13 protein-coding genes and 1 tRNA gene are annotated in these 19,786 nt (G+C 43.7%); 9 read left to right on the forward strand and 5 right to left on the reverse strand.

Annotated features, from left to right (window positions below; all coding sequences use genetic code 11):
- The first annotated feature begins 15 nt into the window (after positions 1-15).
- From acnA to KS2013_RS02025, 3 genes are all read left to right on the forward strand, one after another.
- Positions 16-2,727, forward strand: coding sequence for an aconitate hydratase AcnA (acnA, locus tag KS2013_RS02015; protein WP_068988959.1), 2,712 nt, complete (start codon positions 16-18; stop codon positions 2,725-2,727).
- Positions 2,728-2,736: 9 nt separating this feature from the next.
- Positions 2,737-4,056, forward strand: a complete 1,320-nt coding sequence (locus KS2013_RS02020; RefSeq protein ID WP_068988963.1) for an MFS transporter — start codon at positions 2,737-2,739, stop codon at positions 4,054-4,056.
- An 83-nt stretch (positions 4,057-4,139) separates the two neighbouring features.
- Positions 4,140-5,339 carry an MFS transporter gene (locus KS2013_RS02025; RefSeq protein WP_068988965.1) on the forward strand — a complete coding sequence of 400 codons (1,200 nt, stop codon included), beginning with the start codon at positions 4,140-4,142 and terminating at the stop codon, positions 5,337-5,339.
- 49 nt (positions 5,340-5,388) lie between these two features.
- Here KS2013_RS02025 and KS2013_RS02030 read toward each other — a convergent pair whose 3' ends face one another.
- Entirely contained in the window at positions 5,389-8,202 is a 2,814-nt protein-coding gene (locus tag KS2013_RS02030) for a M1 family metallopeptidase (protein WP_068988969.1), read from the reverse strand.
- Positions 8,203-8,421: 219 nt separating this feature from the next.
- On the opposite strand from KS2013_RS02030, the gene KS2013_RS02035 reads away from it, so the two are divergent.
- Both KS2013_RS02035 and KS2013_RS02040 read left to right on the forward strand, forming a co-directional pair.
- Positions 8,422-9,639, forward strand: coding sequence for an efflux RND transporter periplasmic adaptor subunit (locus KS2013_RS02035; RefSeq protein ID WP_068988973.1), 1,218 nt, complete (start codon positions 8,422-8,424; stop codon positions 9,637-9,639).
- A 4-nt stretch (positions 9,640-9,643) separates the two neighbouring features.
- Positions 9,644-12,754 carry an efflux RND transporter permease subunit gene (locus tag KS2013_RS02040; protein ID WP_068988977.1) on the forward strand — a complete coding sequence of 1,037 codons (3,111 nt, stop codon included), beginning with the start codon at positions 9,644-9,646 and terminating at the stop codon, positions 12,752-12,754.
- A 52-nt stretch (positions 12,755-12,806) separates the two neighbouring features.
- On the opposite strand, the gene KS2013_RS02045 is transcribed toward KS2013_RS02040, so the two are convergent.
- Positions 12,807-13,643 (reverse strand): hypothetical protein, encoded by an 837-nt coding sequence (locus tag KS2013_RS02045; RefSeq protein ID WP_068988980.1) that lies wholly within the window; start codon positions 13,641-13,643, stop codon positions 12,807-12,809.
- 308 nt (positions 13,644-13,951) lie between these two features.
- On the opposite strand from KS2013_RS02045, the gene KS2013_RS02050 reads away from it, so the two are divergent.
- Genes KS2013_RS02050 through KS2013_RS02065 form a run of 4 tightly spaced genes read left to right on the forward strand, consistent with a single transcriptional unit; the run spans position 13,952 to position 15,664 of the window.
- Positions 13,952-14,350, forward strand: coding sequence for a hypothetical protein (locus KS2013_RS02050; protein WP_068988982.1), 399 nt, complete (start codon positions 13,952-13,954; stop codon positions 14,348-14,350).
- Positions 14,350-14,895: a GTP-binding protein gene (locus KS2013_RS02055; RefSeq protein WP_068988987.1), complete on the forward strand. Its 546-nt coding sequence runs from the start codon at positions 14,350-14,352 to the stop codon at positions 14,893-14,895. Before KS2013_RS02050 ends, KS2013_RS02055 begins: the two co-directional genes overlap by 1 nt.
- On the forward strand, positions 14,888-15,265 hold the full coding sequence (locus KS2013_RS02060) for a roadblock/LC7 domain-containing protein (protein ID WP_068988990.1): 378 nt from the start codon (positions 14,888-14,890) through the stop codon (positions 15,263-15,265). The genes KS2013_RS02055 and KS2013_RS02060 overlap by 8 nt, the downstream gene beginning before the upstream one ends.
- Before the next feature lie 39 nt (positions 15,266-15,304).
- Entirely contained in the window at positions 15,305-15,664 is a 360-nt protein-coding gene (locus tag KS2013_RS02065; protein ID WP_068988993.1) for a hypothetical protein, read from the forward strand.
- Positions 15,665-15,827: 163 nt separating this feature from the next.
- On the opposite strand, the gene KS2013_RS02070 is transcribed toward KS2013_RS02065, so the two are convergent.
- The 3 genes from KS2013_RS02070 to rpoD all read right to left on the reverse strand — a co-directional run bounded on the left by KS2013_RS02070 (position 15,828) and on the right by rpoD (position 19,785).
- Positions 15,828-17,597 carry a right-handed parallel beta-helix repeat-containing protein gene (locus tag KS2013_RS02070; RefSeq protein WP_068988996.1) on the reverse strand — a complete coding sequence of 590 codons (1,770 nt, stop codon included), beginning with the start codon at positions 17,595-17,597 and terminating at the stop codon, positions 15,828-15,830.
- A 118-nt stretch (positions 17,598-17,715) separates the two neighbouring features.
- Positions 17,716-17,792, reverse strand: a tRNA-Ile gene (locus KS2013_RS02075).
- Between the two features lie 121 nt (positions 17,793-17,913).
- The gene (rpoD, locus tag KS2013_RS02080; RefSeq protein ID WP_068988999.1) at positions 17,914-19,785 is read right to left on the reverse strand and encodes an RNA polymerase sigma factor RpoD; all 1,872 of its coding nucleotides are present in this window, start codon (positions 19,783-19,785) and stop codon (positions 17,914-17,916) included.
- Between the last annotated feature and the right edge of the window lies 1 nt (position 19,786).

Raw genomic sequence — 19,786 nt, forward strand, 5'->3', positions numbered from 1 at the left:
AAATGGGAGCCCATGATGAGCGACAAGGTTATAGATTGTAAGAAGTCATTATCCGTTGGTGGAAAGGACTTCGACATTTGGAGCCTGAAAGATCTAGAGGCACAAGGCCATGATATTAAAAAAATGCCTTTTTCGATTCGGATTTTACTTGAGAATGCACTGAGAAATCATGATGGGCTGGCGGTAAACAGCGATCATGTTGATACTCTTTTACAGTGGAAGCCGAACCCAGAGAAGAAAGAAGTTCCATACAAGCCTGCTCGGGTGCTAATGCAGGACTTTACAGGTGTACCTGCGGTCGTTGATTTGGCTTCGGTTCGAGCTGAGGCAAGCAACCATGGTGTCGACGGACAGAAGGTTAACCCACTGATTCCAGTAGACCTGGTTATTGACCACTCGGTTCAGGTCGACTTTTACGGTGACAAAGAGTCACTGGATAAGAATATTAAAATTGAATATGAGCGTAACCAGGAGCGCTATCAGTTCCTGAAGTGGGCTCAGACGGCTTTCAATAACTTTACCGTTGTTCCTCCGGGCATGGGAATTTGCCACCAGGTGAACTTGGAATACCTAGCACAAGGTGTCGTTGAGCGTGATGGTGCTTTATTCCCGGATACTTTGGTTGGTACGGACTCACATACACCAATGGTTAATGGTATTGGTGTTGTGGGCTGGGGTGTTGGTGGTATTGAAGCCGAGGCGGCGATTTTAGGTCAGCCTATCTTCTTCCTATTACCAGAGGTTGTTGGTTTAAAACTTACGGGTAAGTTACCAATAGGCACTACTGCTACAGATATGGTATTAACCATTACCGAACTGCTGCGTAAGCATGGGGTTGTTGGCAAGTTTGTAGAGGTCTTTGGTGAAGGTTTAGATAATTTAACGGTAACTGACCGTGCGACAATTTCAAACATGTCGCCTGAGTTTGGTTGTACCGTAACTTATTTCCCGATTGACGACCGTACGCTGGACTACATGCGCGATACGAATCGCAGCGAAGAAACGATTAAGCGTGTTGAGGCCTATACTAAAAACAACATGCTATGGCGTGAAAATGAAGGTGATATTGAATACAGCAGTGTGGTTGAGCTGGACCTAGGCACAGTGGTTCCAACTGCCTCAGGTCCAAAGCGCCCACAGGATAAAATTGCTGTCAGCAACATGAAGGCACAGTTTAAGTCGCTGATGGAGCTGAACTATGGCCGAGGTTACCAGCCATTGGAAGACCGCAGTCCTGATGATAATGATAATGGACTAATAAAAACGATTAAGGTTGATGATAAAGACAGCAATCAAGATTATGAGTTGCACGATGGTTCAATCTCGATCGCGGCTATCACATCTTGTACCAATACTTCGAACCCAAGTGTGATGATAGGTGCTGGTTTAGTAGCTAAAAAAGCGAACGAGTTGGGTCTGACGGTTAAGCCCTGGGTTAAAACATCTTTGGCTCCAGGCTCAAAAGTCGTGACCGATTATCTGGAACACTCGGGTCTGCTGGATGATCTGGAAGCGTTGGATTTCTTCCTGGTGGGTTATGGCTGTACCTCATGTATTGGTAACTCTGGTCCTTTGCCGGATGCCGTGGGTAAAGCGGTAAAAGAAAACGACCTGGTCGTTGCATCAGTCCTATCGGGCAACCGAAACTTCGAAGCTCGGGTTCACCCTGACGTAAAGATGAATTTCTTAATGTCACCAATGCTGGTGGTGGTTTATGCGCTGGCTGGCCGTGTTGATATCGACTTTGATAACGAACCGGTAGCTCATACGCCTGATGGTAAAGCGATTTACTTTAAAGATCTGTGGCCAAGTAATGAAGAGATCGAAGAGGTTATGAATAAGGTTCTGACTCCTGCTGATTTCGCTAAGAACTATGGCAAAATTTTTGATGGTAATGAGCAGTGGCGTGACATGGAGGTATCTACAGATAAAGTTTATCAATGGGATGACTCCTCAACTTATATCAAGCAGGCGCCCTTCTTCCAGGGATTAAAACCGGAAGTTGAGCAGCCAAAGGATATCGAGGACGCGAATGTGTTGCTGAAACTGGGAGACTCGATAACCACCGACCACATTTCACCTGCGGGTGGATTCTCCGAAGATAGCCCTGCAGGTAAGTATCTTACCGGACGCGGAATCGAGCCACGCATGTTCAACTCATACGGTTCTCGCCGTGGTAACGATGAAGTCATGGTGCGTGGTACTTTCGCGAACGTCCGTATTAAAAACCAGTTGGTCGATAAAGAGGGTGGCTATACCCGCTATATCCCAACTGGCGATACCATGACTGTTTTTGATGCTTCTCAAAAGTATCAGGCAGAAGGTACGCCACTGATTGTTCTGGCGGGTAAAGAATATGGTAGTGGTTCATCTCGAGATTGGGCGGCCAAAGGTACGACTCTGTTAGGCATCAAAGCAGTTATCGCTGAAAGCTATGAGCGTATTCACCGCAGTAACCTCGTGGGTATGGGCGTCATGCCACTGGAGTTTGTTGATGGTCAGGATGCTGAGTCACTGGGATTGAGCGGTGATGAAAGCTTTACCATCAAAGGCATTTCAGATGGCCTCGAAGTGAATCAGATGTTGGATGTAGAAGCCAAGGATAGTAGCGGCAAGACAACTAACTTTAAGGTTCGCTCCCGTCTAGACTCCAAGGTTGAGCTGGAGTACTACAAAAACGGCGGTATTTTGCATTACGTACTGAGAAACTTTATTAACAAAGGGTAATCTAGCGTAATGTCAAAACAATCTACTGTTGAGCAGGTCTACGAGGCAATCAACAGTGGTGACGATGGTCGGGTCTGCAAAGATATTCCTGAGCAGGCCTGCGACCATCAGCCCAAAAACGTTACAACCCATATCGTCTCTCTGGCATCTACCAAGGTGGCGGATGGGCTTATCGATCCAAAGCTGATTCTCAGTTGGTTACTTTCTACTTTAGGCGCCTCAACTTTTCTGGTTGGTTTGTTAGTTCCGATTCGAGAGGCTGGTGCTTTGCTACCACAGCTCTTTACAGCCGGGGCTTTACGACAACTGCCTCAACGTAAATGGGCCTGGGCTCTGGGCAGTCTGGTACAGGGCATCTCTGTTGTTGGAATGGTGCTGAGCGCTCTATTTATGGAGGGCACTTCGGCTGGTATCAGTATCCTGGTTTTACTGGGAGTACTCGCCATCGCTCGAAGTGTCTGCTCTGTCTCCTATAAAGATGTTTTAGGTAAGACTGTTTCAAAATCAATGCGTGGCAAAGTTACCGGGATGGCTGCTTCTATTGCTTCTGCAGCAGTAATTCTTTTTGGTGTGGCCCTGGCTTCTGGTTTTTTTGAACGAATGGATATTGTTCTTATCGCCCTGGGTTTAGCTGCGACATTGTGGATCTTCGCCAGTATCATGTTTACCCAGTTGGAAGAGACTCCCGGTTCAACGGAAGGGGGTGGCAATCCATTGACGGTGGCAAAGGAGAACTTAACGTTGCTGATCAAGGACAGACAACTGGTTCGATTTATAATTGTTCGCGCTCTGTTAATAGCGACTGCATTGGCACCGCCGTTTATGGTTACCTTAAATGGCAGCGATGACTTATCGAAACTGGACTCTATACTGGGTGGGTTGGGAGCACTAGTTCTTGCGTCTGCTCTGGCGAGCTTTCTCAGTAGCTATGTATGGGGCTGGCTGGCCGACAAATCCAGTCGTAAAGTACTGCTACTCTCTTCGTTTGTCGCGATGTTAGCGCTTGGAGCTACTGCTTTATTAGGTCAACTTGAACTTATTGGTCAAGGCTTATTATTGCCTGCTTTATTGTTTGTACTGATGATTGCATATCATGGCGTTCGTCTAGGCCGATCTACTCATCTTGTTGATATGGCTACCGCGGAGAATCGCGCAGCCTATACAGCACTCTCCAACACTATCATCGGAATTATTTTATTAACCGGAGTTGGCTTTAGCGCCATTGCACAATACTTTGGTAATGTAGCCGTTCTGGCTGTAATGGCTGTCATGTGTCTGCTGGCAGGCATATTGGCAACTGGCCTTAGGGAAGTGCAGCAAGTCCCATAATCCCATAGTAGCAGGGAGGGGCTGTAACTTGTTATCGCTGAGAGTATAATGCGCTGCAAACTCCTAGCTCCACGGCTTATGCCATGAATTATCTCAATTTCGTCAAAAGTAACAAGTACTTGCTTTTGTTCGGATTTCTCTGCGTATTTATTGGAAACCTAGGGCAGACTTTCTTTATTTCACTGTTCAATAAGGATTTGATCAGCAACCTTCTGCTGGAAAAGGATAATTTAAGCCTAGTCTATTCTATCGCAACCCTCATCAGTGGTTTTACCATCTTCTTTGTCGGTGCCAAAATCGATGACATTGAGGTCAAAAAATTTACCATCATCGTTATCACAGGCTTGATTGCATCTTGCCTGCTGTTTGCCAACAGCAATACCCTCTTCATGCTGTTCTTTTCGTATTTAGGCATTCGATTATGCGGCCAGGGTTTGATGACGCATATCGCAGTCACAACATTGATGCGCTATATCCCTCAACACCGAGGTAAGGCAGTTAGTCTTGCACTTCAGGGGATGGCATTCGGTGAGATGGTCATGCCGGCCATCGCAGTCAATCTACTCAAAAATCATGGCCATACTGCGAGCTGGCACGGCTATGCACTTTTCGCCTTGTTGCTGGTGTTTCCTCTGATGATGTGGCTTCTCAAGAAAGCTGATCTAGTACCTGTACATAAGACCTCGGGGGGCGCTGATGAAGAAAGTATGACTAAGGACTGGTCACGCTCGCAGGTGATGTCTGACTGGCGTTTCTGGTTAATATTGCCTGCTATTATAGGCCCAGCATTTTTAATTACCGGCATATTTTTTCATCAAACATTGTTAATTGATGGAAAGGGCTGGAGTATGGAGTGGTTGTCTTATGGACTCATGCTATATGGGTTCATACATTTTTTAGGGGCTGTTCTAACTGGCCCATTAGTCGACAAATCTCACCCCAGAGTCTACATGAGATGGTATCTGTTACCGTTGGTGTTAGGCATGATTTGTCTCTATGTGGGTCAAACAGAAACTTGGCTGTTGGCTTTTATGTTTCTTGCAGGATTAACAGTAGCTTCCAGTGGCCCAGTGATAAACTCTTTTTATGCAGATGTTTTTGGTAGTACGCACTTAGGTGCGATCAGGGCCCTGGTGTCTGCAACTATGATCATCTCAACAGGTGTAGCTCCTTATCTGTTCTCTTTATTCGATACGATTGGAAGTTTTTTAACATTCGCCATAGGGTATGGAGTAATTGCTTCGTTGATAATCCAGAAAAAGTTATTGGCTGAAAAATCTTAGACATAAAAAAAGCGCTCAGGAGAGCGCTTTTATATTTCGCATCCGCATTTTATTGCTGAGACAGGAACTTATGAACATTTTCCTTATGAAAGTTTACCTGCGCAATACAAAGCTCGATGGATTCAATACTTTGCTTATAAGTACGTGGCGCTCCAGCCAAATTATCAACTATAGGCTTAAAGAACTTTTTGAAGTCCCGTTTCATGGGTTGTGAGCAGAAATACTGACCTACAACCGGTAAACGGTTTTGCCCAAATGGGGGGATGCGAGACTTAACTCCCTCTATATTATTTTTAAACCATTGCCACATAGCCGGTTGAAGATCTTCGTCTTTCAACTGACCCATCATAATAGAGTAGATTTCATTATCTCTTAAGGATTCTGATAGGATCAGCTCCCTTAACTCTTCGGCATATTTCGGATCTTTAACCGCACCGAGACCACCAAGAAGTCGGCCTCGAACCGTACCATCATTGGATGATTCAAGAAGCATTCTTAAATGCTTAGCAAACGGTGTACCCAAGTCTTCAGTGGCGACTTGAAGTGCAGTACCAATAACGTTGCTGTCAGCAAGCTCTGGGTGAATATTACCGTCTTTCTGGTATCCCGTGTAAGCCACAGCCATATCCGTTAGATACTGTCTTACTGCTTTGTCTTCACCCTCGTTAGCTAGAAAGTTAATAAGATCATTTCGAAGTTTGATGGTATTCACCGCATCACCTTTACTATTTTCTAGCCCCAACTCTGTCAGGCGCTGACCATAAAGATCTCTGTTTAACTTTGCCAGCTTTTCTTTTTCCCCATCGCTTTGAGTAACTTCATGATAGACAAAGCTAAATAATTTACTTGGGCCCATAACTGTGGCAGCTGATTCAGAAGCAATAATTTTGGGCGCTATTTCTACCAAATCACTAAAGGTTAATTTACCTGCATTTATCGCACCCTGCAGGCTATTGTTCATCGACATCAACTCACGAGTATTAAGCTCATTTTTATTATTCAGTAATGACTGCCAGCCGTCATGCGACATGCTGAAGCGATAATAACCAGCACCATTAGCGTTTGGCATGATGTATTCAGGACAGCCTTTTTCTGGAAGATCAATGATCTCCTGTTTGTCTTCCAACACTTCACAAAGTTGGTGTTGGCTATCATCAATAGTGTATTTAAAACATGCTGGCACTTTCCATGTTTGTTCAGTGGTTCCTTTCGAGCCAAGCGGTAGGTAACGCGACTGAGCGATGGTCAGACTAGCCTGCTTATCATCGTTGCAGGATAGCTCAACGTTTAAATGTGGGATCCCAGGCTGCTCAAGGAAACTGTTAAAAGCATCCTTAATCGTGTTCAAAGGTACCTTTGGTGATTTTTCGCCGATGGCCGTGATAAAGTCTTGTGCTGTAGCATTACCAAATTCGAACTTACGCATATAGTGCTGTATGCCTGCACGGAAGTTTTCTGCACCTAAAAAAGCTTCTAGCATGCTTAAAACACCGCCACCCTTAGAATAAGTGATACCATCGAATGCAGATTGAATGTCGTGGTTACTTTTAATTGGCTGACGAATTTGGCGTGCACTGATTAAGCTATCCGAGCTCATTACTCCAAGAGAGCGTTCCAGTAAAGCCTGTCTAAACTTTTGTTCTGGATAAATATTGTTATTGGAAACATGCGCCATCCATGTAGCAAAGGCTTCGTTTAACCAAATATCATCCCACCATACTGGGGTGACCAGATTACCAAACCACTGGTGAGCTAACTCATGAGCGTGGACATTCATATAAGCACGCTTCTGGCTTAGTGAGATAGTATTATCAAATAATAGCAATTGCTCCCGGTAAGTAATTAGGCCCGCATTTTCCATAGCCCCTGCATTAAAGTCTGGCACAGCGACAATATCCAGCTTTTTATACGGGTATGGGATCTGAAAGTATTCTTCCAGTGAGTTTAAAATGTCCTTTGTATTTTTTAGGGCATAGGTTAAACGGTGCCCCTTTCCTTTTGTTGCGATACCACGTAGAGGGATTGTTCTCTTTCTAACTTCAGTTTCTGGAATGTCTTGCCACTCAACTACATCAAAATCACCAACTGCGAAAGCAACGAGATAGGTTGGTAGTGGCTTTGATTTTGCAAAGACAATTTTTTTCCACCCATTACCCAGGTCTGTTTCTGAAATAGCAGGAGTGCTGGTAAAGGCTTTATGATCGTTACGTACTGTCATGGTGTAGGAAAATGGAACTTTAAACGCCGGTTCATCAAAACTTGGAAAAGCTAACCGGGCCGCGGTGGCTTCGAACTGAGTAAAGGCATAATTTAATTCTCCGTCCTTTACTCGATACAATCCTTCCAGCGCCTCGTTGAATGGGGCCTCATACTCGATCCTTAATACAGCACTGGCAGTTGTTATTACTCTGTCAAAGCTAAGCTTAACCACGCCGGTATCATCCACTTGCTCATACTGACCTTGGATAGGCGGTTGCTCAAAGGGGGTGACAGTGACATTAATTGGTTTTATATCCTTACCATGCAGCCAAATATGCTTCGTTGGCATGTTCAGCTTAAGTTTGATGGTAACAGTACCCGAAAAAGTTGGTTTGTCAGGATCAACTTTGAGTTGAACATCATATTCCGTAGGGGCAATACTTTCAGGTAAGCGGCCTGTTGGAGCCTTTTCAGGGTAGTCTGACTCTGCAAGCGCCTGTTCAGTTTCTTGATCAATTACATGCTGATTTTCTGACTGTTGCTGCGCTAGTGACTGGATAACCTTTGTGTTGGAACCTTCATCATTTTCTTTCTTGTTATCATTTTGTTCACAGGCTACCAACGCGAGTAATAGTAAGGTACTGGTCAGTGCTATTTTCTTCATATTATTGCCTTTTCCTCCTAAGTTGAACATAGCATACACGGTTTAAGGTGAATTATTAATAGGGATGGAGGGGGGGAGAAATATCCTGTTACATTTATAAAGATAGAATTTAGAGTGATACCTCGACGAAATATTTACACTGTGTGCGCTAAAATTCTATAAGATTTCCATAAGTATAGAATTATTTTTTAATATCAACAGGTTAGATGCGACTTAATTATGAGCAGTAAAAAGAAAAATCTTTGGCTATCTATGATTTTGCCCTTAGCAATACTGATTGTTGTCATCGTGACGATAAATATTATGCTTAGCAATAAGCCAAAAGCTTTCAACCGTAAGCCTCCAGAGCGGGTTGAGACTGTAGATGTAGATGCCATTAAATATACTGATTATCAGGTATTTATAGACTCCTACGGTAATATTGAAGCATCAACTTCGAGTGAGCTGGTGGCTCAAGTATCTGGCCAAGTTGTTTCCGTGGCGGAAAACTTTGAAACTGGTCTGCCCATCGAAAAAGGGCAGGAGCTTCTAAAGATCGATGATAGAGATTTTCAGATTGAAGTACGTATCGCCAGGGCTGAAGTTGCGAATGCCCGTTTGACACTCAATGAAGAAAGGGCCATGGCTGAGCAGGCACTTAAGGATTGGAAAAAAATCAATCCTGATAAAAAAGCTAACGCATTGGTATTGAGAGAGCCCCAATTAGCATCGGCACAAGCAAAACTGGATGCTGCTATTGCAAGGCTGGAAAAAGCAAAGCTTGAGCTGGAGCGGACAACGGTAATTGCACCATATGATGGTTATATCGTTCGTCGCATGGTTAGCCAAGGCGAGTCAGTAAATACAAACACGCCTGTGGCAAGAATATTTGCCAGTAATTCACTTGAGGTAAGGTTGCCGGTACCGAGCAATAAAGTACAGTTTTTGAAAGAACCAGATGGTAAAGCTCAGGTCAAGCTGCAAGCCGACTTTGCTGGAAGTAACAAAACCTGGATTGTTCCGGTTGATAGAAGCGACAGTGTGATTGATGAGCAAACCCGCCAGTGGTACATCACCGCTAAACTCCCGGCTGACTTCCTAGAAAAAAATCCCAGGGTCAAAGTGGGTCAATTCGTTAGTGCAGAAATTGAAGGCCGTTTACTTAAGGATATAGTGCTAGTCCCTTCACGGGTTTTAACAGCTGACGATAAAGTATTTATTTACAAAGATGACGCAGTATATCGTCGTGATATAAAAATATTATGGCAAGATGATAAAAATACCATTGTTGCTCCTCTGGCGTCTGACCCTGGTCTCGATCAAGGGCAGTTACTAGTGACTTCAAAGCTGACTTTTGTCGCGGATGGAGCTAAAGCAAAATTAAAAGAGCCAGTGGCTGAATCAAAAGAAATAGCAACGGATAAACCGTTTGTTTCTTCAGCCGCAGTAGTGGAGTAATAACATGATTAGTTGGTTTGCACGAAACCCTGTCGCCGCTAATTTGTTGATGATAGTTATCCTAATCGCTGGTGCTTTTACAATGTGGCAGCGAGTTACTGTGGAGCGTTTCCCTAGTATTGAGTATGACTACATTAACGTTGTGGTTCCATTTCGCGGAGCGACACCAGAAGAAGTTGAGCAAACAGTTTCTACCCGGATTGAGGAAGCCGTATACGATCTTGAGGGGATAAAGGAACTTTCCTCTACCTCATCGGAAGGTGCAGGCCGCGTTAGCATTGAGGTAGATGAGGGCTACAACGTCAAAGATGTTTTAGACCAGGTAAAAAGTCGAGTCGATGCTTTAAACACTTTACCCCTGGAGGCTGAAAAGCCGATTATTTCGCAGTCAATTAGACGCCGTGAAGCAATCAGTGTAGTTATCAGTGGTGAGCTACCTGAAAAGGAATTACGTCGTTATGCCGAGATTATAGAGCAGGAAATCGCTTCTCAACCGGGTCTTTCTCAGATAGAGACATCCGGTGTCAGAGCTTATGAGATTGCTATTGAGTTCCGACAAGATCAACTTAATGAGTATAATCTGACTCTACAGGATATCGCCAATGCCGTTAATAACCGCTCTCTGGATTTATCTGCAGGGCAGGTTCGCTCTGATCGTGGCGAGATTTTGCTGCGACTTAAAGGCCAGTCTTACACTAGAGAAGACTTTACGAGGATTCCTGTTTTAACCAAAGAAGATGGAACAATTCTGGAGCTGGGAGATCTGGCAACAATCCGCGACGGATTTGAAGAAGAGAGCATTAATACAAGATTTGATGGTGAGCCATCTATTGAACTTGAGATATACCGTACTGGCACGCAGAGTACGATTGATGTATCAGAACGAGTTAAAGCATTTGTAGAAGCCAAACAAGACTCGTTACCGGCAGGAGTCAACCTTTCCGTATGGCGAGATCGCTCAGAAAGTTTAGAGGCTCGACTTAACACTCTGGTTACCAGCGCACTACAGGGCAGCTTGTTAGTGATATTGCTTTTGGCTTTATTCCTTCGACCGAGCATCGCTATGTGGGTTAGCCTGGGTATTCCGATTGCTTTCGCTGGCGGTATGGCTTTCATGCCCGAGCTTGGCATCAGTGTAAACTTAATCAGCCTTTTTGCTTTTATTCTCGTGCTGGGTATCGTAGTCGATGATGCAATTGTAACCGGTGAGAATATTTATAATCATCTCAATAGAGGAGAAGCTCCTTTAGATGCAGCAATAAAAGGTACTAAGGAAGTAGCTGTCCCTGTAACCTTTGGTGTTATTACTACCATGGTGGCTTTTCTACCACTAGCTTTCATGGGAGGCGGCTGGGGGGCCTTTTATTCTCAAATTCCATACATTGTCATTCCTGTTTTATTGTTCTCATTGGTAGAATCAAAGTTAATTTTGCCAGCCCACATCGGACACACTAAGGCGAAAAAGGATCTCAAAAAACCGAACAAAGTACTGGAATACCAGCAAAGGTTCGCAAAGGGATTTGAGAAGGGTATCCTCAAGTTTTATAAACCGATTCTGGCGTTTGTATTAGAGCGCTGGCAGCTAAGCCTGGCAATTTTTGTCGGCATACTATTACTGGTCCTTGCTACAGTTCAAAGTGGCATCACACGCTTTGTATTTTTCCCAAGAATTCAAAGTGAGTTAGCGCGGGCTACTTTGCAAATGCCTGAAGGAACGCCTTTCGAACTGACGGATTCATATATTGAGAGAATGACCGACGCTGCAATTAAACTTCAGGATAAGTATCGAAATGAGCAGGGTGAATCAGTTATCGAGCATATCTTCTCCTCAAGCGGAACCCTGTGGGGAAGTGACTCTGCTTCGTCCAGCAAGGGGCGGGTTATGTTTGAGATCATGCCACCTGAGCAACGAGAAAGCACCATTTCCAGTACACAGCTGGTAAGAGAGTGGCGAGAGCTAATAGGGCCACTGCCAGGAGTTGAAACCTTGACTTTCAGGGCAGAAATTGGTCGAAGCGGTGACCCTGTTGATGTACAGCTTCGAGGCTCTAACATTGCTAATCTGAACGCAGCGGCAAATGACGTGAAAGAAAAGCTTTCAAAAGTATCGGGTGTATTTGACATCGCAGATAGCTTCAGTAAAGGCAAGCAGGAAATCCAGTTCAAACTGAAGCCCCAGGCTGAAACGCTCGGACTTAGTCTAAGTGACTTAGCGAGACAGGTTAGAAGCGCTTATTTTGGTGTTGAAGTGCAGCGGATACAGCGTGGACGAGAAGATGTTCGTGTCATGCTGCGGTTAGCAAAAGAAGAACGCGGTAGTTTGGAAGGGTTAAACAGCTTGCTGATCAATACACCTTCTGGCGGGAAAATTCCTTTGTCTCAAGTGGCAGAATTATCCTTCGGCAAGAGCCCGGCGACTATTTATCGAATTGACCGTCAGCGTACACTTAATATTACTGCGGATGTTGATAAGGAAAATTCTGATATCGAAGCAATTAAACGACGTATCATAGCCGATGCGACGGATGTGGTTGCTAATTATCCAGGTGTCTCCTTTAGTTTGGAAGGAGAGGCTCGTGAACAGGAAGAGTCTAACAACAGCTTGATGGTTAGTTTGACGTTCGTTTTGTTTGCTATTTATATCTTGTTGGCGATTCCGTTTAAGTCCTACGCTCAGCCGTTTGTTGTAATGGTGGTGATACCATTTGGCGCGGCAATGGCAACAATTGGACACTGGATAATGGGAATGCCACTTTCCATCATGAGTATGATGGGTATGTTGGCACTGACCGGTGTGGTTGTGAATGACTCTCTGGTTCTAGTGGATTATATTAATCAGCAGCGACGCATCCATGGCGAAACTCTGAAAGAAGCTGTACTTCATGCAGGAGTCAGACGGTTACGCCCAGTGATGTTAACATCTTTCACTACGTTTGCAGGTTTAATGCCTCTGATCTTCGACAAATCAACGCAGGCCCAATTCCTGATCCCTATGGCGGTTTCTTTGGGCTTTGGTATCTTATTGTCGACAGTGATTACGTTGGTCTTAGTGCCTTTGATGTACTACAAGGCCGCTAATCTGAAGCATGCCGTTAAGCGGGGTTTGAGGTTATGATAAGAAAAGCGGAGCTATTAGCTCCGCTTTTGCTTTCACAGTTGGGGAAGTATTATGGGTTCGCCTGGTAGGCTTGGTCAATGTAAGGTTGTAATGGCTCAAACGGAGTGTATTGAGCATAACCCATAGGATCCTCATACTTAATTCTAAACTGGTGATCGGTAAAGCCATCCGGGAAGGTTTCAGTTTGAATTTCTAATCCTGCGGCCTTAAAAATTGAATAATCTTCAGAGGGGATTGGCGCTGGTACATTAATGATTCTTTCTCCATGGCCCATCCAATTAGTTTTGATTTTAAAGCCATCTCCGTTAAACTCGTCGAATGTAGCTCTTTGATATAGAGACAGAGTCATATCATCATCTTGATAGTTAAGTGATTCTACATCAGCAATAGTAACTGGCGTTACATCCCTTAAAATACCATTGGCATTAAATATATTTAGTCCCATAGAGTTATTTGGATCATTTAACTCAAAAGTCATTTCCACGACCTCAAGTTCGACACTTAAATCCGTACCGCCAGCGATTTTTTTTCCATTAGTGGTTACTTTGACCAAAACTTTACTGTAGACCCACGCATCGTTAACAATGGTCTTAAATACATCTGAACCGTTATAACTGTATGAGCCATCCACTTTTTGAAAGTTTTTAGCTACTAAGTTTGTTGCATTTGGGAAAACTAACTCGATTTCTTCCAGTTCTTGATCTGGTTGGTGAATTGAGCTAGATGTTTTGACCTTAATTTTTTCGATGCCATTAAGATCAAGGTTTGGATAGGGGACTGAAGACCCGCTCATTGGGAAGTAAGTTTCATACTCTGAGATTTCAGCCTGAGTAGTTTGGCCTAGTATTAATAATATGGTGGTTAGAAAAGCCAGAATAGCCTTCATTTTTATCTCCTTATTTATTGTTTTGTGTCCCAACTGTGAAAGCCGAGAAATGCTAGCACAGAAACAAAAACACAATCAATGAAAGATAAATTTGTGATGAAGAGATAATGCTATTAATGGAAATATACTAGTGTAAGAGATGTACCACATAACAATGCTCTATCTATAAATTACAAATATCTATTACGCTTAATAAATTTATAGGCTTCACAAATCATTCACGTTTTTTGTGACAGAATTCACATTATCCAGTGCACAGGAAGGCGCTTGTCACCCTTAACAGTATTTATCAAATTAAGAGAGGCTAAATGTCTTCTGTAAAAGATTTTATGTGGCGAACAGTCTGCATGCCCGATCTCCACCCGGATTTAAAAGGAGTAAGTTACAAGCTAAATCACTGGCCGGACTTCGGTAAAGTTGAATACATGCACGAACTCATCGATCTGTGTTCTTTGTTATCAATCACGTATTTATCCTATGAGCAATTAAAAGCTTTGACTCAATTTGATGATGACCTGCTCAGTCACTCTCTCAATACGCTAAAGGCATCAGGCTTATTACTGTTAGCGAGTAATACGGACAAAGTAGAGCTGACTCAACAGAAAACAACCCTGACAGACTTCCAGCGTAAGCTAATGGGTTTTATTCATAAAGCCTATCGCAAAGCTAAAGACAGTCAGGCGATCCTGGCACGGGAGGGCTCTTAATGTACCGTAAGTTGGTTGTCATTGGTGGTGTAGGTGCAGGGAAAAGTACCTTAATTCGAACCTTGAGCGAAATTGAAACGGTCGATACAGATGTTAAGACGAGCCAGGATATTGGTAAACCTGTTACAACGGTTGGTATTGACTATGGCCGTATAACTCTGGGGAAAGAGGAGGCTATAGGTCTCTATGGTGTACCCGGACAAGAGCGTTACTCCTTCATATGGGATATGGTCAAAGAAGATGTCTGGGGCTGCGCTCTTTTGTTAAACAGCAAGTCTATACCTAGCGCTGATAAGTTGTTCAGACTACTCAATGTATTTATCAATAATAAGCCCGACCTGCCCTTAGTTATCGGAGTTACGCACAGCGATATTATGTCGGTTGATTTTAATCAAATCAGGGCTGCGTTCTCGAGAAGAGGTCTAAACCCACCCATATTTTCAGTCGATGCTCGCAAAAAAGAAAGCTCATTATTGTTACTCCATACACTGATGAGCTTGCATACTGCTAAACACACTTTAGGTGATACTGCTGAATATGAATAAACAACATTTAGAGAATACCTTTGATGTATTTATAAACAAATATTTTGATCTAGAAATGATATCTCTATGTACAGCAGATGGCTTTGGAATTTTGCATAAATCAAAAGGCAAATCTGATGTGGAGTTGGATCGATTATCGGCTATTACAAGCTCGCTGGTATCTCTTGGCGATGCGAGCTCTAACCAAGTTATTGGGGGGGCCTTGAATTCAACCATTGTTGAAACTGATAACGGTAATTTATTAATAAAAAAAATAACTATGGCAGACAAGCCGTTAGTTTTGTCCATAGTAACTAGTAAGAAAATGTTGTTAGGTGAAGCTAACTACTTAATTGGTCAGTGCGAAAAAAGGTTAAGTGCTTCGTTCTGAATCATGATGAAAATTAATTTGAAAATATGAGGTAAAAAAATGTCAAATATTAACGAATCTTTAGATGCACTAATGTCAATCGATGGGGCTGTTGGTACTGCTGTAGTCGATTACGAGTCTGGTATGGTTTTAGGGACTCAAGGTGGTGGTGTTGACCTTGAATTAGCAGGAGCAGGTAATACCGAAGTAGTAAAAGCTAAAATGGCAACCATGGAATCTTTAGGAATTGAAGGTGATATTGAGGATATATTAATTACCCTGGATACGCAGTTACATATCATTCGTCCCACCCTCAATTTGAAAGGATTATTTATTTATCTGGTATTAGATAAAACAAAATCAAACCTTGCCCTGGCCCGTCGCAAAGTGCAGTCTATAGAGACCACCTTGGAAATTTAACGCACTTTGCAAGGGTCACTAAAAAAGCCGCTGGTGAATAGCCGGCGGTTTTTTTATAGGTGTTGTAGCTGATTAAGGTGAAGCGGAATAAGAGTAATGGTGGGTATAGTGATAACTGGCAGGACAACCATTACTTTAACTACTAATTGCAAAAAGTATCTTGTTAGCCTCTACCTTTTGCTTTTCCGTTACAGCCAACCATGCGAAGTTGAAGTTCTTTTTCGAAACTATCACCTGCTATCTGTCCATTTAGTGTTAGCAAGGAGTCTCCACAACGAGCTCCGGTTTGTTTTCCAGAGAACTTCACAAGTAAATCCATGTAACCATCTTCGTTAACGTCTGAAGTCGTTATAACCGACCCCGGTGCATTACCCAGTGTCAGTGAGTTAATATCTATTCTTGTCACATCGTTTGTACCTGAGCCAAGAAAAACTCCCAGTAGTGGTTTTGCGCTTCTTGGGTTAAGAACCCATGCGTTAAGGCTATAAAACTCCAGTGGTTCTGTTACCGGCTCAAGTGGCGGAACTTGTGAGCATGAAGATAATTCTGAACTGCCGCTAGAGGTAGTGACTGTGGCAGTAATATAGCGGCCTTCTGGAATAAGGTTTAAGGCTGGTGTTGAGAAGTTACCCTGGCCTGAGTTGTCACTATTACCGTTAATACATTGTAGATTAAACTCTGCATTAGAAAGTCCGGAAGGACAGCTTGTTGATACTGAAAGGCAGTAGCTTAATTCATTGTTGATAAATTCAGGATCGTTAAACTGACCTTTCAACAGTTGGGTGCCGTTATCGTTGACGACACTAACCGAAGGAGGGTTGGGCAGGTTATCTGTATTGATGTTATTGATAATTCCGTCATTTAGTAGGTCGATAGCTAAACCGGAATTCCCTACTAAGGAGTTACGTTCGAAAATATTGCCGGGTTGGGTCGCAGTAATTCCAGCGTTACCATTATTGCTATATTCGTTGAAAAGCAACTGCGCGCCGGTGCTTCCTTCAAGCAGGATGCCGTTAACTGCGTGTCCATTGACGGCGTTGGCCGAATAGATATTGTTGGAACCGTTAATGGACCATATTCCGTGCCCGGCAACTCCTCCAGTAACTACTGCGCCATTTCCGGATTGTCCATTCGAATCACCAATACGGTTATTAGCGATGGTAGAGTCTGAGAGAGCAACTAGATAGAAACCTGCATAAAAGCCATGACTGGTATTACCCTCAACCAATACTTCGGAGCCAGCAGCCCTAATTCCCACGCTACTTGTCCCTGTAGCCGCTGAATCATTCTCATCAAAGCCAATGATGTTATTACGAACAATACTTCCAATGTTCGTATCACCTGTAGATGATCCTGCTACGTCAATAGCAACGAAGGATGAGGTGTTGTAGACCCTATTATCTTCAATAATGCTATAACTATTTCTTGAGCTAACACCGGCCCCATCTCGTACTATGTTATTGCTAAACGTCTGGTTTTCTCCCTCAAGTACTAAACTTCTGAACCCAATAAACTCAATCCCTGAAATGATGGAGCCATCCCCACGCCACCGAAGATTATCGTTGCCACTTTGAATGGTTACTCCTGCTCCGCGCAACTCTAACGGTTGTTCAAATTCAAATGAGGAGACTTCTATGGTGCCATTGATGTTGGTCAGATCAATGATGTCGAATGTTGGGCTAAACTCGGCCTCAACAATAGCTGCCACGAAAGTACAAACTCCAGAGGTTGTTAGGCACTCTCCATCCCCAATGGTGTCGAACGATTCCTGTTCATTACTGGTTGAGTTAACGACAAAAGTTGCTGCTATACCTAACGAAGGTGTTAGTAATAGGAGTAAGATAATGGTTGGTGCAAAAGCCTTAAGGAGGCGGTGCTTGAGATAATAGGAACCTATATGAAGCGTCCTGCATAAAGTGGTAAAGGTTCTCATAACTGTCTCCTGAATCCATTCGGGACAGATCAGTGTACGGAAAATTCCGGCGCACATCAAGCAAATGACGCGACTCCTGCTTTCTGGAGGCTATTCTTTTAATTTGATTGTTATGAGATGGTGGGCCCGCCCCGACTTGAACGGGGGACCTGCCGATTATGAGTCGGATGCTCTAACCAACTGAGCTACGGGCCCTAATTAGGATGCACTAAAGCAGTGCTAAAAGTACTAACGGGCAGGAGTTTACGAGAAAACGCCTGCCCGTGCAATAATAAATCTGGAAAATTCCGATCTATTATAAGTTTTTGTTTTATAACTACTCGTCGATATAAGTACGTAGCTTCTCAGAACGACTTGGATGACGTAGTTTACGTAGCGCTTTAGCTTCGATCTGACGAATACGCTCACGGGTTACATCAAACTGTTTACCGACTTCTTCCAGGGTATGGTCGGTATTCATATCGATACCGAAACGCATCCGTAGAACTTTAGCCTCGCGAGCCGTTAAGCCAGCCAGAATTTCATCGGTTACTTCTTTCAAGCTTTCGCCAGTAGCCGCATCGACCGGTGAATCGATCGTAGAGTCCTCAATAAAGTCGCCCAGATGCGAATCTTCATCATCGCCAATTGGCGTCTCCATGGAGATCGGCTCTTTAGCAATCTTAAGAACTTTACGAATTTTATCTTCCGGCATGTCCATACGTTCTGCCAATTCTTCCGGCTGCGGCTCACGCCCCATTTCCTGAAGCATCTGGCGAGAAATCCGGTTCAACTTGTTAATCGTTTCGATCATGTGAACCGGAATACGAATGGTTCGTGCCTGGTCAGCGATGGAGCGAGTAATCGCCTGACGAATCCACCAGGTAGCATAGGTCGAGAATTTATAACCACGGCGGTATTCGAACTTATCGACAGCTTTCATCAAACCGATATTACCTTCCTGAATCAGATCCAGGAACTGTAAGCCTCGGTTGGTGTATTTCTTGGCGATAGAGATAACCAGACGCAAGTTTGCTTCAACCATCTCTTTTTTCGCACGACGTGCTTTTGCTTCACCAATCGACATTTCGCGGTTGGCTTCTTTAATTTCCAGCACGCTTAGATCGCAGCTTTCTTCGACCAGCTGCATTTTACGCTGGGCTTTACGGATCTCTTCTGCGTGCTCGGCTAGTACTTCTGAGTACTTACTCTTCTTAGCTAAATGGCCGTCCAACCACTCAGAATTGGTCTCCGCACCTGAGAAGGTTGTGATAAATGTTTTACGTGGCATACGAGCTTTACGTACCGCAAGGTGCATAATGTAGCGCTCTTGCTCACGGATACCATCCATCTTGGTACGTAGGTTTTGTACCAGATATTCAAACATACGTGGAGACAACTTCAGGTTCATGAAGTGCTCGCGCATGGCTTCGATCTGCTTTTGTGCAGACTTATGTTCACGGCCATAACGTTTGATTGCTTTAACAGTTTTATCGTACTGTTTTGCTAATTCAGAGAAGCGTTCCTCAGCTTCCTCAGGATCAGGACCTGTATCGACTTCTTCTGAATCGTCATCATCTTCATCGTCGTCAGTATCCGAATCAATGTCTTCATCTTCGTCATCAGAGTCTGCATTAGCGTTTGCAATCTGGGCTGCTTCCGACTCTTCTTGAACGAACTCAGCTTCTTCGCCATCAAGGAAACCTGTGACGATGTCAGTTAAACGAATAAATTCATTTTTATATTGCTCATATTCGTCAAGCAGGATACGGATAGTATCTGGGTAATTACCTATGGCGGTAAGTACCTGACGAATACCTTCTTCAATACGTTTAGCGATGTCGATTTCGCCTTCACGTGTTAGCAGCTCAACGCTACCCATTTCGCGCATGTACATACGGACAGGGTCTGTTGTGCGGCCAAATTCTCCGTCGACGCTGGCAAGAGCAGCAGCAGCTTCTTCTGCAGCTTCCTCGTCGGTAACGGATTCATCATTGATCAGCAGTTCATCAGCATCAGGAGTCGTTTCATAAACCTGGATACCCATGTCGTTAATCATGCGAATAATATCTTCGATCTGTTCAGGATCGACGATATCTGGCGGTAGGTGATCGTTAACTTCTGCGTAAGTTAAGAAACCTTGCTCTTTTCCTCGCGCGATGAGTAACTTTAATTGTGACTGCTGTGATTGTTGCGAATTCTCTGACATC

It is taken from the genome of Kangiella sediminilitoris (assembly GCF_001708405.1).
GTDB classification, from domain to species: Bacteria; Pseudomonadota; Gammaproteobacteria; order Enterobacterales; family Kangiellaceae; genus Kangiella; species Kangiella sediminilitoris.

Bases quoted from the DNA above. Each gene is read 5' to 3' on its own strand.
- acnA (WP_068988959.1), top strand. From the start codon at position 16: ATGAGCGACAAGGTTATAGATTGTAAGAAGTCATTATCCGTTGGTGGA.
- KS2013_RS02020 (WP_068988963.1), top strand. From the start codon at position 2,737: ATGTCAAAACAATCTACTGTTGAGCAGGTCTACGAGGCAATCAACAGT.
- KS2013_RS02025 (WP_068988965.1), top strand. From the start codon at position 4,140: ATGAATTATCTCAATTTCGTCAAAAGTAACAAGTACTTGCTTTTGTTC.
- KS2013_RS02030 (WP_068988969.1), bottom strand. From the start codon at position 8,202: ATGAAGAAAATAGCACTGACCAGTACCTTACTATTACTCGCGTTGGTA.
- KS2013_RS02035 (WP_068988973.1), top strand. From the start codon at position 8,422: ATGAGCAGTAAAAAGAAAAATCTTTGGCTATCTATGATTTTGCCCTTA.
- KS2013_RS02040 (WP_068988977.1), top strand. From the start codon at position 9,644: ATGATTAGTTGGTTTGCACGAAACCCTGTCGCCGCTAATTTGTTGATG.
- KS2013_RS02045 (WP_068988980.1), bottom strand. From the start codon at position 13,643: ATGAAGGCTATTCTGGCTTTTCTAACCACCATATTATTAATACTAGGC.
- KS2013_RS02050 (WP_068988982.1), top strand. From the start codon at position 13,952: ATGTCTTCTGTAAAAGATTTTATGTGGCGAACAGTCTGCATGCCCGAT.
- KS2013_RS02055 (WP_068988987.1), top strand. From the start codon at position 14,350: ATGTACCGTAAGTTGGTTGTCATTGGTGGTGTAGGTGCAGGGAAAAGT.
- KS2013_RS02060 (WP_068988990.1), top strand. From the start codon at position 14,888: ATGAATAAACAACATTTAGAGAATACCTTTGATGTATTTATAAACAAA.
- KS2013_RS02065 (WP_068988993.1), top strand. From the start codon at position 15,305: ATGTCAAATATTAACGAATCTTTAGATGCACTAATGTCAATCGATGGG.
- KS2013_RS02070 (WP_068988996.1), bottom strand. From the start codon at position 17,597: ATGAGAACCTTTACCACTTTATGCAGGACGCTTCATATAGGTTCCTAT.
- rpoD (WP_068988999.1), bottom strand. From the start codon at position 19,785: ATGTCAGAGAATTCGCAACAATCACAGCAGTCACAATTAAAGTTACTC.